The organism is Priestia sp. YIM B13489 (genome assembly GCF_042787645.1).
GTDB classification, from domain to species: Bacteria; Bacillota; Bacilli; order Bacillales; family Bacillaceae_H; genus Priestia; species Priestia megaterium.
The window spans coordinates 3,832,221-3,845,208 of the sequence record NZ_JBHZOQ010000053.1 but is presented as its reverse complement, the minus strand read 5'-3'; the positions used below and the strand labels follow the sequence as shown (position 1 = coordinate 3,845,208).

Here is a 12,988-nt window from a genome sequence, read left to right as displayed (position 1 = left end):
GCTTTTTTTATTGTACTTTTTTAGAGCAAGCTGCATCAATATCTAGAATCCAGTCGTGAAACTTTTGCTGAAGAAGTTGAAGAGAAGACTGATTGTTCGATACAATGTCCAGTCCGCGCTCGTCGTATAGGTGGAAGATGGTTTCTTTATTCAAATTCACAATGTAACACTCTTCTTCAATAGCCGGATGAATATGAAGATCGCGGTTGGCAATTGATTGCAAAAGAAGCTTTTCTTTCACATCATTTGTTTTACAGGCAATAATATACTCAGCGTTATTTAATAATGCTACGGATTGAACTTCTTGTTTCTTCAGGCGAGAGCGAATGAATTTTTTAATAGCTGTTTCTTTTTTCTTTTTTAAAAGTAAATCATCCTGTGCAGCATTCGCTTTGAAAACAAGTAACAGCTCATCATTTTTTTCATGGAGTGTCTCAAAAATTTCGTAAGCGCGTGCGTACACATTTTTCATGTATTCTCGTTCCCATACGCCTTTTTGATTGGTAAGCGTAAAACGGATACCTGCGGGCGCGTTATAAAAAAGAGGTCTTTTCATTTGAACATTTGGAAACATTGTTGTTAAGTATGATTGAAGCCGCATTGTAGTCATACGCAACACCTCATTTAGTTTAGTCCTGACTTAATATGTTGAGTTTAGTCTATCACGTGATTAGCTAAATTTGTAAAGAAGTAATGTTATTTAATCAAAAGGTAACCAAACTGTTATATTTTGTTGATTTTGCATTATTTCTTTACACAACCTTTGCGGATGAACAGGTTTTTTCATACGCCTGTCGTATTACTTAACGTAGTAACGACGTGAAGAAAGGATGATATACGGTGAAAAAACAGCTTGTTCTTATTTCAATTATTACAGCTGCTTTCTTTGTGCTCATTTTTCACAAAACGATCTTTCAAGAAGGTAATCCTCTTCCTATTGCATGGAGTATTGTAAAATTAAAATCTTCGGGTGAAGATGTTGTTCAAATATCCGATAAGCCTAAAAGGTATCTCATTCATTCAAATGACTACTTAACGTTTATAAAACAAATGAAAAAGAAAAAAGTGAATTTTCAATATCAAGATGATAAAAAATTTTATTTTAATAACGACAATGAACGCCAGCTGTTCGTCAGCAAAAACTATACCGATAAGTTCACGATTATGGAACTAAAGAAAAAAGAGCTGACTGAAGCTGGCGTTGAGTAATAAGAGCTAATCTCTGCCCTGTGTTCCAAAATCTTTAATTTGAACATGAATATGATAGTCGATGGTCGACTGGCTAAATATTTCATCCCATTCATGCTGATGTTTTTTCCAAAAATGAGGATGATGAATTCGTACGTAATCATGCAGGTCAATCACATCAGCTTTGTAATTATTTTGTAATAAGCGAAGTGTTTTTTCTGCATCTTTTCGAATGATTTTTTCTATTTTTTTTTCGGTGTTCTTTACATTAGAGGCGGCAAGAGCCTGTTTTGAAGTCTCCCAATCTTCTGATAGCCTGCCGCTTGTTTGAACGTTGATGTCAAAATGAACGGAGTGATTTGAATCAATGCGGGCCTTCACATCTTGCTGAACATCTCCAATTTCATAGGAAAAGGGGTATGGACCGTGTTTGCCGTAAATAATTCCGCCTTTAATATTCCCCGTTAACCACGTTAATGCCTCCACTTGGTGCTGAGTTAAGGTGAATTTTGCTTTTTTATCTTTTATGATTGCCGCGCCGTCTATTTCAACGCTATTTTTTATTTTAGAAAGCCGCTGTATTAAAAAGCTTTGATCTGTTTTTAACTTAGCTGATAGCTCTCCCATGGTTAGGGGATTTAGAATTTTGTTCGTTTTGAATTTATTATAAACAAGCTCGTAAATTAAGTTTACAGGCGGTACAGACATTCCTTGAATCGTTAAAACGTTTTTAGCATCGCCTTTTGTAACAAACGCAAGGCTGCTGCGGCGTATTTCATTATCACGTACAAACTGATTGATAAGCGCATCAAGAGGGATGGTCTTGCTTGCTTTTTCTCCTATTAAAAGTGCTCGCTGATGCTGGCTGTATATAGGATCAGATTTCAGCGAAATATTTCGCGTGATTTCATGAATTGTAGGACCAGCTGTTGTAATGTTTTTGTATGGAATGGAAGAAGACATATTTCCGGACTCTGTCTCGGTTAACGTTTGATGAGTCAGCACAAGCTGATTTTTTCCTGTTTTTGGTTCTATTTTCGATGTGATATCCATTGCCACGCCTATAACAAGAGCAAGTTGTTCAATGTTTCGATGATTTGTACAGCCGCACAATAAAAAAATGGTCATCATGACAGGAAGACATTTTTTCGTCATTTGAACACAACCTTTTTTATTTTCATTAACATGCTGAAAAAAAGAGGGATAACCAAAAATGTCACTAAAAATGCCCAGCCTAGAACAGTTGAATAATTCGACACGTCGCTTGCTGTTTTGGGGGCTAAAGAGCTCATAAATAAAACGGGTACAAGAAAGATAATATTAGTAGTTGATCGGTTTTTGAAAATCTTTTTAAATCCTGAAACAGCTAAAAAGAAATACATTACAAAGGTTAAAAAAAACTGAAGAAGCCAGACAATAAGTAAAAATAATTCAAGCCTCTCAAAGAAAATTCCTTTTACTTCATGCGTCTGAACAAATTCAATCGTAGGCCAGACGGTCGTTTTTACCTCCGGAACGGATAACGCGCCGACAACTAATACGTAAGTGATAATATATAAAAGTAAAGGAATGGAAAATCCGATGATAGAAACTTTTCGTAAATGATTTTTGTTTTTCATATGCTTTGGAAGAAATACAATCGTTTCAATCCCTAAAAAGGAAACAGAAACGGTTGTAAAAGCAGCAAGAAGCGGGCTGAATCCATCGGCTAACACGGGCTGTAAGTTTTTTAAATCGACCATTCCGATACTAAGAAGATATAAGATAAGAAGAATGATGACCGTTACAGGAAAACATAGGGCCATTACTTTTCCAATAGAATTAATACCCCCAGTGATTAAATAGACGCCTGTCAAAATAAACGAAAGGATAATTAATTCAATGGGCATCGTTTCCAGTAAATAGAAATGGATCATTTCTGCCATAGCTCTTACTTCAAAACTTGCTACAGATGTGAAATAAACGACTATAGCGAAGTTGAAGATATTTCCAATCAACTTGCCGGTTACTTCTTGCGTGAAGTCAAACATACAACTAATCGTAAAATATTTAACCATCCAGACTAAAAAAAGAACAATTCCAATAAACAAAAGGCCGTCCATAATAAGTACAATCCATCCGTCTGCGTTGTTTGTCTGGTTTGTAATGCTGCTTGGCAGTGTTAATAAACCGACGCCCAGCATGGTTGAAGAGATAATTGAAATGGCATAAAAGTCTGAAAGAAGCTTGCTTGATTGTGACTGTGATTGTTCCATATGGTCCTCCTTTTGTCAGTTTTATTTGGCTTTATTTTTAGACTGTTTTAGACTTTTGTTTGGCAGACGAATATAAGAATCTTTCCACGCTTTTTTATTTAACGCAAAAAACGGTTTGAAGTAAGCCATACCAAAACTTTCGAGCTTGGTTAGATGAATGACGAGAACAAGAAAAAACATGGTAACTCCGTATAATCCAAATATTGCTGCAATCATCATAGATACGAAACGCAAAATTCGAAACGAAAGGCCAATTCCGTACTGAGGAACGGTAAAGGACGCAATTGCCGATACAGATACAACAATAATCATAACGGAGCTAACGATATGGGCTTCCACCGCTGCTTGACCAATCACAACCCCGCCTACAAGTCCAACTGTTTGTCCCACAGGAGTAGGGAGACGCAGACCGGCTTCGCGCAATAATTCAAGCGTCACTTCCATAACCACTGCTTCGATAAAAGGAGAAAAAGGAACGTTTTCTCGTGTGGCCGCAATAGTAATAGCAAGCTCCGTCGGAAGCAGACCTTGGTTAAACGAAACGAGTGAAATATAAATAGCTGAAAAGAATAGGGTAATAAAAATAGACAAGTACCTTAGTAATCTTAGCAACGAACCAGCTATCCATCTTTCGTAATAATCGTCGGGTGATTTCATAATCATATCGAAAGTTGTAGGCACTAAAAGAGCAAAAGGAGAGCCATCTACTAAAATGGCTACTCGCCCTTCATTCACCGCAGCGAGAACACGATCCGGTCTTTCTGTATTTTGTACTTGAGGGAACGGTGAGTAAGGTGCTTCTTCTAAAAATTCTTCAATCATTCCTGAGTCTTGAATGTTATCTAAAGGAATGTCTAATAATTTCTCTCGGACTTGATTCACGATGTGAGTTTGACAGTGTTTATTATGAAAAACGATACTTGTTCGATGTTCCTTTGTATTTCCAATATAAATGTCTTCAATAACCATTTCTTCTTCGGTAGAACGCTGCCTTAAAAGACCAAGGTTTTCATCTAAGTTTTCGATCAGAGCAATTTTAGGGCCGCGCACTACTTTTTCTGTTGTAGGTTCACTTAAAGAGCGCTGTTTGGTCATAGACATATTCAGCGAGTATGCCGTGGTGCTTTCGCTAATGAACAGCAAAGGCTGACCTTTAAAAAAACACGAGATTGCTTGCTTGTATGTATAAACTTCTTTGTCTTTAATGACAGAAATAAACGAATCGATGTCATCGAGTGTTTGCGTTTCACTTTTTGCTTTTGTCTCAACAACATGCTGAGTAAGATTATCAAGTTTTTCTCCGTCTACTAATCCTTGGAGATAAATAATACATATATATTTTGTGGGAGACAGCCATAATTTTTTGGAACCAACGTCTGTATTTTGACCCACCAAATCTAGAAACGTTTGAACGGTGTAGTCTGCATTGGGCTGAAATTTTGAATCGAGCATAAATAAACTCACCGCCTGTTGTGTTAATGAGCTTAGTGTTTACGATGTAAAAACGAGTTATGCGAAAAATGTGGAAGAATAGAAAAGATATGTTATGGTAAAGAAAAGAGGTGATGGTATGCTACATTCATTTACGTTAAAAACGAATAAGCGTGACGAAATGATTGACGTGACGAGTCAGGTACAAGCATTAATAAGAACAGAAGGATTAAAAGAAGGGGCTGTAGTTGTTTACTGTCCTCATACAACCGCTGGTATAACAATTAATGAAAATGCGGATCCGGATGTAAAAACCGATATGATCCGACGCTTCGATGAAGTATATCCTTGGGAACATAAGTTAGATCTTCATATGGAAGGAAATACGGCGGCGCATCTCAAAGCGAGCACGGTCGGCTCCTCTCAGCATATAATCGTTCACGATGGGCAGCTGCTGCTAGGAACGTGGCAAGGAATTTATTTTTGTGAGTTTGATGGACCAAGGACTCGTACGTATTATGTAAAAATTTTATCGGCACAATAACTTTTTTTCATACGTCATTGTCCAACTTTTTTCTGAAAATTGTTATAAAACAAAGTTAATTTAATATAAATGTTATATAACAGTTAAAGGGAGAGATTGAACAATGGAAAAGATAAGTGCAGAACAAGAAGCAGTAAAAAAAGAAAATGAAAAAACAAATTTTACATGGGTGGAAGAATACCCAACCATTTTAGACATTGTCAATGAGTATTACAGTACGTGTCGATAAATAAAGTGAAGAGACAAAATTATTTTAATTGAAAGAAGATCCGAATGAGTTTGATTCTTGCTTGAGAATTTAACGCGTTCGGATTTTTTCATTGGTAGGGTGGACGTAGGTTTCGTATATGTAGGCGAGGAGGCTCATCGGACGCTGACGGAAAACGAAGTCTTACACGGAAATCAACAGCGATGCAACAAGCAGTCGAGATCATTTATCTCACTTGTTCGTCTTTAGGTTGGATTGATTTAGTTATGTCTTAATATCTTTTTTTATAAAAAAAGATATAATAGTAGCAATTTTCCTAAAAGGTTTAATATAATAAATATTAGGGTACTGAATTGTATGAAATAAAGATAAAACGCATCGTTTCATACTATTTCCTTTTTTACCGCTAGTATAGCCTTGAAGAAAAAGTTTCATTTGATATACTAACTATACGCTTAGTCTTTAAGAGAAAGATGAAGATTCATTGTCATTGTTACACGCAGTGAATGAGCTGCCTTTGCTTGGCGAAAACGTCGTACAAACAAAGACAGATAGCGAATTGTTTTGGGTGCGTTCATTTAGTTCAAAACAGGGAGGCGATTAGTCTATGTTACTTGTACGTATGGCCATGATTGGTTTCTTTTCATTAACAGCCATATCATTGTTTTCTTTTCAGTCCGTTGAAATTATCCATGCCATTATGGACTTTTTCTCATCAGCTGATAAGTACTAAAAAACGATATCTTTTTTAAATAAAAAGCGGATAACCCTTAGGGGCTATCCGTCAAAAACCGCCCAAAAGGCGGTTTTTTTATGCTTATAGCTGTGCTAACAAACGCACTGCATTCATTCTCTGATGACAAAGTCCACGTGTTTTTTAGCTTAACATTCGTTAAAATAAGTATTTACGTACTGTTCAAACTGAAGCCAATCGTCCACGCGAGGGACATTTACTTCTTCGTTATACGGGTAGCTCATGGCAACAGCATGGCGACCTGTAGCTTGAAAAGCCTTCAAATTATGCGGTGCATCATCAAATAGCAAGTCTCCGTATATTTTATCTTTTTGGTGTGTAAACACGATATTGTATTTTCCAATAAACGGAAGGTGTTTCTCAACCCACTGCTCTTTTTCTGTATAAGCATAGGTACGGCTGCTTGTAACAATTAAAATGGAAAATCTTTCATAAAGTCGTTTAAGAACCTCAACAGCATGAGGGAGAGGTTGTAAATGTAAAAAAAGCCCCGGCTGATCGAGGTAGTCATAAATTTTCGTGCCGCATTCCGGCTTTACATACTTTTCTGATTCCCAGCATTTTAACTTTTCAACCGATAAGCTGTCGCAATAATCTTTGTTATATTGGTTATGCCAATCCGTCATAAGATCACAAATGACAGAATCCATGTCAATTAAAAGGGTGTGCATTTATTCAACTTCCTTTACAGTATTCATCTACACGCTTGGTTTTGCAATGTAATGTGCTGCTTCTACTATACCAAATCTTTTACATGCAGAAAAAGAGCAAGCCGCATCAAAATCGCACAGCTTGCCCTTTTTATAGAAACTACATTCTTTTAGCACCTAAATAGCGTTTGCTCCAATAGCTCTCTTTTAGAGAAGAGATGCTCACACCTTTAGATGAAGAGCAGTGAAGAAACTGGTTATTTCCTAAATAAATTCCTGCATGAGAAGGCCCTTTTGTATAGGTTTGGAAGAACACAATATCTCCAGCTTTTGGACTTGAGACGCGCGTTCCTTTTTGATAAATTTGAGCTACTGTTCGAGGAAGCTGAACCCCGCCTCCATGTTTGAATGCATAGCCAATAAAACCGCTGCAGTCAAAGCCGCTTGGCGTTGTTCCGCCCCAGCGATATCGAACGCCCATATACTGTTTTCCTTTGTTAATCACTGCGTTAGGGTTATAGCGCGCTGAGCTAGAAGTCGATTTACCCTTTGCTGAAACGCCTAGTTTAGCATACGTTCCCTTTCCGACAATACCATCTGCTGCTAGTCCATTTTTGCGCTGAAATGATTTTACAGCAGAAGTTGTAACAGTCCCAAAGTATGTAGTCGTATTCCCTTTAAAATAACCTTTATTTTTCAACGTTTGTTGTAGTTGTTTAACATCTTGGTGATTCATGCCTTGGCGAAGCGTTTGGTCGCCTAGAGCCGCTTGGCTGACAATCGGGCTAGTAGAAACAATAACGCCAGCAAGCGTAAGAGCTGCTATTACTTTTTTCATAAAACTAGTACCCCCTGAAAATTTTTCCTGATTTGAGTAAATTCATCATATCATCTTTCGACAGTGTTCTACGTTACAATTTCATTACATATATGAAAAAAATGAAATATAAAGGTGAATATAGTCTTATAAAAGCTGTAACTAAAAGGGTTCTTTAGATGTGCAATATTGCTAGAAAAACTTTGAATATTTGACGGTAAATAACTAAAAGATATGAAAAAGTATGTACATTTAAAATTTAACAAAGAAATATGTTGTGAATTACTACACAAAAAGTTCGAACTCGGGTAAAATGTAGAACTATAATATAGTAGTCATGTATGTGACTTTGATGAGGTGAAAGTAATGAAAAGAATAGGTGTATTAACAAGCGGCGGAGATTCTCCAGGTATGAATCCTGCGGTTCGTGCTGTTGTGCGTAAAGCAATTCATGAAGGTATGGAAGTTTACGGTATCTATCAAGGGTATCAAGGATTAATAGAAGGAAATATTAAAAAGCTAGAAGTTGGAGATGTCGGTGACATCATTCAACGCGGCGGAACTATGCTTTATTCTGCAAGATGCCCAGAATTCAAAACAGAAGAAGGGCGTTTAAAAGGTATTGAAAACCTTAAGAAGCACGGTATTGAAGGCTTAGTAGTTATTGGTGGAGACGGATCATATATGGGAGCTGTAAAACTAACAGAGCTTGGTTTCCCTTGTATCGGTATCCCAGGAACAATTGATAACGACATTCCAGGAACAGATTTTACATTAGGGTTTGATACGGCTCTTCATACGGTTATCGATGCTATTGATAAAATCCGTGATACGGCGACTTCTCATGAACGTACGTTTATTATTGAAGTTATGGGTCGTAATGCAGGAGACATTGCTCTTTGGTCAGGTCTTGCTGGCGGTGCGGAAACAATCCTTATTCCAGAAGCAAAAGATGAGTTCCAAGAAATGGTTGACCGTTTGAGAAAAGGACAAGAGCGCGGTAAAAAGCACAGCATTATCGTAGTAGCTGAAGGCGTAGCCAATGGTAATGAAGTAGCGAAGCAGCTGCATGAAGCCGCAGGTATTGAAACGCGTGTAACAGTATTAGGACACATTCAGCGCGGTGGTTCCCCAACTGCTCAAGATCGTGTGCTAGGAAGCCGTTTCGGCGGTCGTGCAGTCGAGCTTCTGCTAGAAGGTAAAGGCGGCCGTGCAATCGGTATCCGTAAAAATGAAATTGTAGATTATGATATTATGGAAATTTTAGGTGAACCTCACCATATCAATGCTGATATGTACCGTTTATCTAAAGAGCTTTCAATCTAATCACAGTATGGCTGAGGCGAAACTTCTTATATGGAAGGAGTTTCGTCTTTTTTTGATTGCATCCCTGTTCCTTCGCAGTGTTTGCATGTTTTCATGTAACCGATACCAGGAATAACGGCTAGCTTTCCGAGTCCTTTGCAAAAGGTGCAAATTAATTCAAAACCAAACATCGTTCCATCCCCTCTGTACAAGTTTTCTTTCAGTTTATCATAAAAGTAGACAAATAATTTTAAAAATTATAGAAATAATCAAAAAAATGATTACATTTGAACAGCGAGTGATATAGTAAAGAGAGAAGACCATTTTACAAAAGAGGAGAGGAAGCGTGATGTTTAAACGAATTTTACTTGCCTCAGATGGCTCAGAGCATGCAGCTAAAGCAACAGAAAAAGCTGTTCAGCTGGCTCAGCTGACGGAAAACAGTTTTATTCAGGTCATTTATGCAGTAGAGGGTGATTCAAGATTAAAATCACTTAGCCGCGATGAGGAACGTGAAAGCCGGATACATACAACAGATGAAATTTTAAAGCAAGGAAACGTGGAGTATGAGATTACGTTTATGCACGGAGACGCGGCTAAAACAGTGATTCAATTTGCTAATCAAAATTCATTTGACCTTGTAGTAATAGGAAGCAGAGGGTTAAATCCTGTAAAAGGCATGCTGCTTGGAAGCGTGAGTTCTAAGATTGCACAGCAAGTAACGATTCCTGTGCTAATTGTTAAATAGGAGAGAAATGCAATGGTAAAACAGTACAAAGAATTAAAACAGCTCATTGATGATGCTAAACACATTTGTTTTTTTACGGGAGCAGGAATGAGCACAGAGTCGGGCATACCGGACTTTCGCTCTCAAAATGGCTTATATCGCCAAAATAAAAGCTTTGTGGACATAGTAGCTGCTGACTTCTATGAGCAATATCCTCATGAATTTTGGCCGCTGTTTAAAGAAATTTTTCATATTAAAATGCTGCATCAGTATAAAGCAAATACGGGCCATCGCTTTATTGCTGAACTAGAAGAAGCCAAAACCGTGCATGTAATTACGCAAAATATTGATGGCTTGCACCAAGATGCAGGAAGCACGAACGTCTTTGAAATTCATGGGTCCATTAAGAGAGCTCATTGTCCAAGCTGTAAAGAAGAGTATGACTTAGCGTATTTAAATCAGTCAGCTCTCCCACAATGTACAGCGTGTGAGCGCCTTTTAAAGCCAAATGTTGTTCTTTTTGGAGATGCCATTCATCAGTTCGATGAAGCAGTTACAGCAGCGCTGTCATCTGATTTATTCATCGTGCTTGGTTCATCGCTTGAAGTAGCACCGATTAATCAGATTCCGCTGCTTGTGAGCCGGTACAATCGTACAAACATGGTGATGATTAATAAAGAACCTACGCATTACGATTATTTGTTTGATTTGGTTATCTATGATTCCATTGGACAAGTGGTCGCAAATTTATAAGCGTCTATGCATGGACATAGCGCTTTTTTAGCATTTAGTGATAAAGTGTAGGGATGTATCATATGGTGTAGTACATCATCCATTCGCTAATGGATAGAAGGGATGTTTGCGCATATGAGTGGAGGCTTGAGAGTTTGTCTCTTCATTGTTGGTATTGCACTCAAAGTGACAGCTGTTTTGACTTTGATTTTTGAAATGAATCTTGTCCCTATTCACGGAAGGAGTCTCACTTATTATGCTGAAGCAATAGGTATGAAACTCCCCATTATCTGTTTTGTCCTTGGTTTTTTTTGTGTAGCAGCAAGCTTTTATTTACCTGCTAAAAATCGCCGTACCAGTAAATAGCAAGGGCAGGAGACTAACTAAAACGTTTGACTGCAAAGTTTTTAACATTTAAAATAAAGTCAATAAGTTTAAAAAGAAATAGGATAATTATTCCTTATTCTTTTTAGATATACGGAAATAGAGGTGATTGGATGGGGCAGTGTACCACGTTGGCGAAGTAGCATTATATGCACCAGTGTCAAAGCGTACAATACAGTATTATATAAACCTACATTTGCTTCACGCATATCGCTCTTTATCACATAATCGCTCTTTTAAGACGTTAACAGACTTTAACTTTATAAAGATTGTAAACTACTAAATTTTTTATAAATGAATGGAAGAGAGAATCAGCGCTGAAGCAACATCATGAAATGAAGCGATGTGAGCCATTGCTTCACATCTAGAACAGCTGAATAAAGAATGACCTGCTACATTAACGAGTGAAACGTGAGATAAGGAAGAAAGACTGGCAGTTTTGCTCCATATAAAAATGTTTATACATTTATCATTTGATTCCTCCTTATATGCACTTTTCCAAGTGATCAGTACAGGGATAGAGTTCTTTATCCAAATTTTTTATTTTTTAGGAGGTGAGTCCTTACTCGTTTTTAAACGAGCTAAGGAACTTGATTGGACATATTTAACTTGATTTTACTAGCGGTACTGATTGCATTAACTGCTTTTTTCGTTGCTACCGAGTTTGCGATTATTCGCGTGAGGAGTTCCAAAGTGGATCAGCTTATAGCAGAAGGGAGCAGCAATGCAAAAGCTGCGAAGCAAGTTATTTCAAACTTAGATGAATACTTATCTGCGTGTCAGCTTGGTATTACGATTACTGCGCTGGGAATTGGTTGGTTAGGAGAGCCTACACTTTCGCATCTCCTGTCCCCATTACTTGATCAACTAGGGATAAGCGGAGCTTTAACAAAAGTACTATCTGTTGCGATTTCTTTTGCGGTTGTTACATTTATAAACGTTGTGGTCGGAGAGCTTGCTCCGAAAACATTTGCAATTCAAAAAGCAGAGAAAGTCACTTTATTATTTGTTCGTCCGCTTATACTCTTTTATAAAGTAACCTATCCTTTCATTTGGCTATTAAACAGTTCTTCTCGTTTAATAACAGGGTTATTTGGTCTAAAGCCTGCTTCAGAAAATGAGCTTGCACACAGTGAAGAAGAGCTTCGCATCTTGTTATCAGAAAGCTATAAAAGCGGTGAAATCAATCAATCGGAGTTTAAATATGTAAGTAAGATTTTTGACTTTGATGATCGCGTTGCCAAGGAGATTATGGTGCCGCGTACGGAAGTCGTTTCGATTGACCAGGAAGATACGGTCGAATACATCCTTGAGATGGTCCAAGAAGAGCGGTTTACCCGCTATCCGGTCATCGATGGAGATAAAGACCATATTATTGGAATGGTCAATATGAAAGAGATTTTAACCGAGATTGTCATGAACAACAGCAAGGAAAAAATAAATTTAAAACAGTATATCCGTCCTGTTATTGAAGTAATTGAATCGATTCCTATTCATGATTTATTGCTTAAGATGCAGCGTGAACGCATCCATATGGCTATTTTAATTGATGAATACGGAGGAACAGCAGGGATTGTAACAGTAGAGGATATTTTAGAGGAAATTGTCGGTGAAATTCGTGATGAATTTGATGCGGATGAACTTCCATTAATTCAGAAAGTCAAACCCGATCATTATATTGTAGATGGAAAATTATTAGTAAGTGAGCTTAACGAGTTGCTTGGCACAACAATTGATGATACGGATGTTGATACAATTGGAGGCTGGGTATTGACGGAAAAATATGACGTCAAGCAAGGAGAAAGCCTTAGCTTTGATCAGTATGACTTTACCGTTACGAAAATGGAAGGCCATCATATTCAATATATTGATGTGATCAAAAAACGTCAGGTGCATCAAAGCACGGATGAAGCGGTTAATGTTTCAGACATGAATCAGTCACAGGCTTTATCTTCGTAACAAAAAGGCGCATTGCAAAAGAGCAATGCGCCTT

At 37.6% G+C, this 12,988-nt stretch carries 17 protein-coding genes; 10 read left to right on the top strand and 7 right to left on the bottom strand.

Translation table 11 applies throughout. The features are described 5' to 3' along the window. Positions 1 to 7 precede the first annotated feature (7 nt). Entirely contained in the window at positions 8 to 610 is a 603-nt protein-coding gene (locus ACFX4W_RS25685; protein ID WP_013058688.1) for a DUF3885 domain-containing protein, read from the bottom strand. Between the two features lie 230 nt (positions 611 to 840). Here ACFX4W_RS25685 and ACFX4W_RS25680 point away from each other — a divergent pair, with 230 nt between their 5' ends. Next, positions 841 to 1,209, top strand: coding sequence for a hypothetical protein (locus ACFX4W_RS25680; RefSeq protein ID WP_028410925.1), 369 nt, complete (start codon positions 841 to 843; stop codon positions 1,207 to 1,209). Positions 1,210 to 1,215: 6 nt separating this feature from the next. On the opposite strand, the gene ACFX4W_RS25675 is transcribed toward ACFX4W_RS25680, so the two are convergent. From ACFX4W_RS25675 to ACFX4W_RS25665, 3 genes are read right to left on the bottom strand one after another with little or no spacing between them, the layout of a single operon-like run. Then, positions 1,216 to 2,343: a Ger(x)C family spore germination protein gene (locus tag ACFX4W_RS25675; RefSeq protein WP_043976661.1), complete on the bottom strand. Its 1,128-nt coding sequence runs from the start codon at positions 2,341 to 2,343 to the stop codon at positions 1,216 to 1,218. After that, entirely contained in the window at positions 2,340 to 3,443 is a 1,104-nt protein-coding gene (locus ACFX4W_RS25670) for a GerAB/ArcD/ProY family transporter (RefSeq protein ID WP_028410927.1), read from the bottom strand. Before ACFX4W_RS25670 ends, ACFX4W_RS25675 begins: the two co-directional genes overlap by 4 nt. A 21-nt stretch (positions 3,444 to 3,464) precedes the next feature. After that, entirely contained in the window at positions 3,465 to 4,895 is a 1,431-nt protein-coding gene (locus ACFX4W_RS25665; protein ID WP_016765285.1) for a spore germination protein, read from the bottom strand. A gap of 118 nt (positions 4,896 to 5,013) precedes the next feature. Between ACFX4W_RS25665 and ACFX4W_RS25660 the strand changes: the two genes are divergently transcribed. The 4 genes from ACFX4W_RS25660 (at position 5,014) to ACFX4W_RS25645 (ending at position 6,359) form a co-directional block, all read left to right on the top strand. After that, positions 5,014 to 5,418: a secondary thiamine-phosphate synthase enzyme YjbQ gene (locus ACFX4W_RS25660; protein WP_043976663.1), complete on the top strand. Its 405-nt coding sequence runs from the start codon at positions 5,014 to 5,016 to the stop codon at positions 5,416 to 5,418. Between the two features lie 103 nt (positions 5,419 to 5,521). After that, the gene (locus ACFX4W_RS25655; RefSeq protein WP_255255768.1) at positions 5,522 to 5,647 is read left to right on the top strand and encodes a hypothetical protein; all 126 of its coding nucleotides are present in this window, start codon (positions 5,522 to 5,524) and stop codon (positions 5,645 to 5,647) included. A 57-nt stretch (positions 5,648 to 5,704) separates the two neighbouring features. Beyond that, the gene (locus ACFX4W_RS25650) at positions 5,705 to 5,875 is read left to right on the top strand and encodes a hypothetical protein (RefSeq protein WP_157842231.1); all 171 of its coding nucleotides are present in this window, start codon (positions 5,705 to 5,707) and stop codon (positions 5,873 to 5,875) included. Between the two features lie 358 nt (positions 5,876 to 6,233). Further along, positions 6,234 to 6,359 carry a hypothetical protein gene (locus ACFX4W_RS25645; RefSeq protein WP_013058681.1) on the top strand — a complete coding sequence of 42 codons (126 nt, stop codon included), beginning with the start codon at positions 6,234 to 6,236 and terminating at the stop codon, positions 6,357 to 6,359. Positions 6,360 to 6,508: 149 nt separating this feature from the next. Here the strand turns inward: ACFX4W_RS25645 and ACFX4W_RS25640 are convergent, their stop codons facing one another. Together ACFX4W_RS25640 and ACFX4W_RS25635 are read right to left on the bottom strand one after the other, a co-directional pair. After that, complete coding sequence (locus ACFX4W_RS25640) at positions 6,509 to 7,051, bottom strand: 5' nucleotidase, NT5C type (protein WP_028415087.1); 543 nt, start codon at positions 7,049 to 7,051, stop codon at positions 6,509 to 6,511. Between the two features lie 139 nt (positions 7,052 to 7,190). Continuing rightward, a complete protein-coding gene (locus tag ACFX4W_RS25635) occupies positions 7,191 to 7,868 on the bottom strand; it encodes a C40 family peptidase (protein ID WP_043976667.1) in 678 nt (225 codons plus the stop codon). Between the two features lie 345 nt (positions 7,869 to 8,213). On the opposite strand from ACFX4W_RS25635, the gene pfkA reads away from it, so the two are divergent. Continuing rightward, positions 8,214 to 9,173, top strand: coding sequence for a 6-phosphofructokinase (pfkA, locus tag ACFX4W_RS25630; protein WP_013058678.1), 960 nt, complete (start codon positions 8,214 to 8,216; stop codon positions 9,171 to 9,173). A gap of 26 nt (positions 9,174 to 9,199) precedes the next feature. Here pfkA and ACFX4W_RS25625 read toward each other — a convergent pair whose 3' ends face one another. Further along, positions 9,200 to 9,343 (bottom strand): hypothetical protein, encoded by a 144-nt coding sequence (locus tag ACFX4W_RS25625; RefSeq protein WP_013058677.1) that lies wholly within the window; start codon positions 9,341 to 9,343, stop codon positions 9,200 to 9,202. A gap of 158 nt (positions 9,344 to 9,501) precedes the next feature. On the opposite strand from ACFX4W_RS25625, the gene ACFX4W_RS25620 reads away from it, so the two are divergent. The 4 genes from ACFX4W_RS25620 to ACFX4W_RS25605 all read left to right on the top strand — a co-directional run bounded on the left by ACFX4W_RS25620 (position 9,502) and on the right by ACFX4W_RS25605 (position 12,954). Next, on the top strand, positions 9,502 to 9,900 hold the full coding sequence (locus ACFX4W_RS25620) for a universal stress protein (RefSeq protein WP_013058676.1): 399 nt from the start codon (positions 9,502 to 9,504) through the stop codon (positions 9,898 to 9,900). Between the two features lie 12 nt (positions 9,901 to 9,912). After that, positions 9,913 to 10,632 carry an NAD-dependent protein deacylase gene (locus tag ACFX4W_RS25615; protein ID WP_025750171.1) on the top strand — a complete coding sequence of 240 codons (720 nt, stop codon included), beginning with the start codon at positions 9,913 to 9,915 and terminating at the stop codon, positions 10,630 to 10,632. Between the two features lie 114 nt (positions 10,633 to 10,746). Further along, positions 10,747 to 10,977, top strand: a complete 231-nt coding sequence (locus ACFX4W_RS25610) for a YuzI family membrane protein (RefSeq protein WP_016765278.1) — start codon at positions 10,747 to 10,749, stop codon at positions 10,975 to 10,977. 612 nt (positions 10,978 to 11,589) lie between these two features. Continuing rightward, positions 11,590 to 12,954, top strand: coding sequence for a hemolysin family protein (locus ACFX4W_RS25605; RefSeq protein WP_025750170.1), 1,365 nt, complete (start codon positions 11,590 to 11,592; stop codon positions 12,952 to 12,954). Positions 12,955 to 12,988: the final 34 nt, after the last annotated feature.

Coding starts and splice junctions, on each gene's coding strand:
- pfkA (WP_013058678.1), top strand. CDS start 8,214: ATGAAAAGAATAGGTGTATTAACAAGCGGCGGAGATTCTCCAGGTATG.
- ACFX4W_RS25620 (WP_013058676.1), top strand. CDS start 9,502: ATGTTTAAACGAATTTTACTTGCCTCAGATGGCTCAGAGCATGCAGCT.
- ACFX4W_RS25645 (WP_013058681.1), top strand. CDS start 6,234: ATGTTACTTGTACGTATGGCCATGATTGGTTTCTTTTCATTAACAGCC.
- ACFX4W_RS25660 (WP_043976663.1), top strand. CDS start 5,014: ATGCTACATTCATTTACGTTAAAAACGAATAAGCGTGACGAAATGATT.
- ACFX4W_RS25655 (WP_255255768.1), top strand. CDS start 5,522: ATGGAAAAGATAAGTGCAGAACAAGAAGCAGTAAAAAAAGAAAATGAA.
- ACFX4W_RS25640 (WP_028415087.1), bottom strand. CDS start 7,051: ATGCACACCCTTTTAATTGACATGGATTCTGTCATTTGTGATCTTATG.
- ACFX4W_RS25665 (WP_016765285.1), bottom strand. CDS start 4,895: ATGCTCGATTCAAAATTTCAGCCCAATGCAGACTACACCGTTCAAACG.
- ACFX4W_RS25615 (WP_025750171.1), top strand. CDS start 9,913: ATGGTAAAACAGTACAAAGAATTAAAACAGCTCATTGATGATGCTAAA.
- ACFX4W_RS25635 (WP_043976667.1), bottom strand. CDS start 7,868: ATGAAAAAAGTAATAGCAGCTCTTACGCTTGCTGGCGTTATTGTTTCT.
- ACFX4W_RS25625 (WP_013058677.1), bottom strand. CDS start 9,343: ATGTTTGGTTTTGAATTAATTTGCACCTTTTGCAAAGGACTCGGAAAG.
- ACFX4W_RS25610 (WP_016765278.1), top strand. CDS start 10,747: ATGAGTGGAGGCTTGAGAGTTTGTCTCTTCATTGTTGGTATTGCACTC.
- ACFX4W_RS25685 (WP_013058688.1), bottom strand. CDS start 610: ATGACTACAATGCGGCTTCAATCATACTTAACAACAATGTTTCCAAAT.
- ACFX4W_RS25675 (WP_043976661.1), bottom strand. CDS start 2,343: ATGACGAAAAAATGTCTTCCTGTCATGATGACCATTTTTTTATTGTGC.
- ACFX4W_RS25670 (WP_028410927.1), bottom strand. CDS start 3,443: ATGGAACAATCACAGTCACAATCAAGCAAGCTTCTTTCAGACTTTTAT.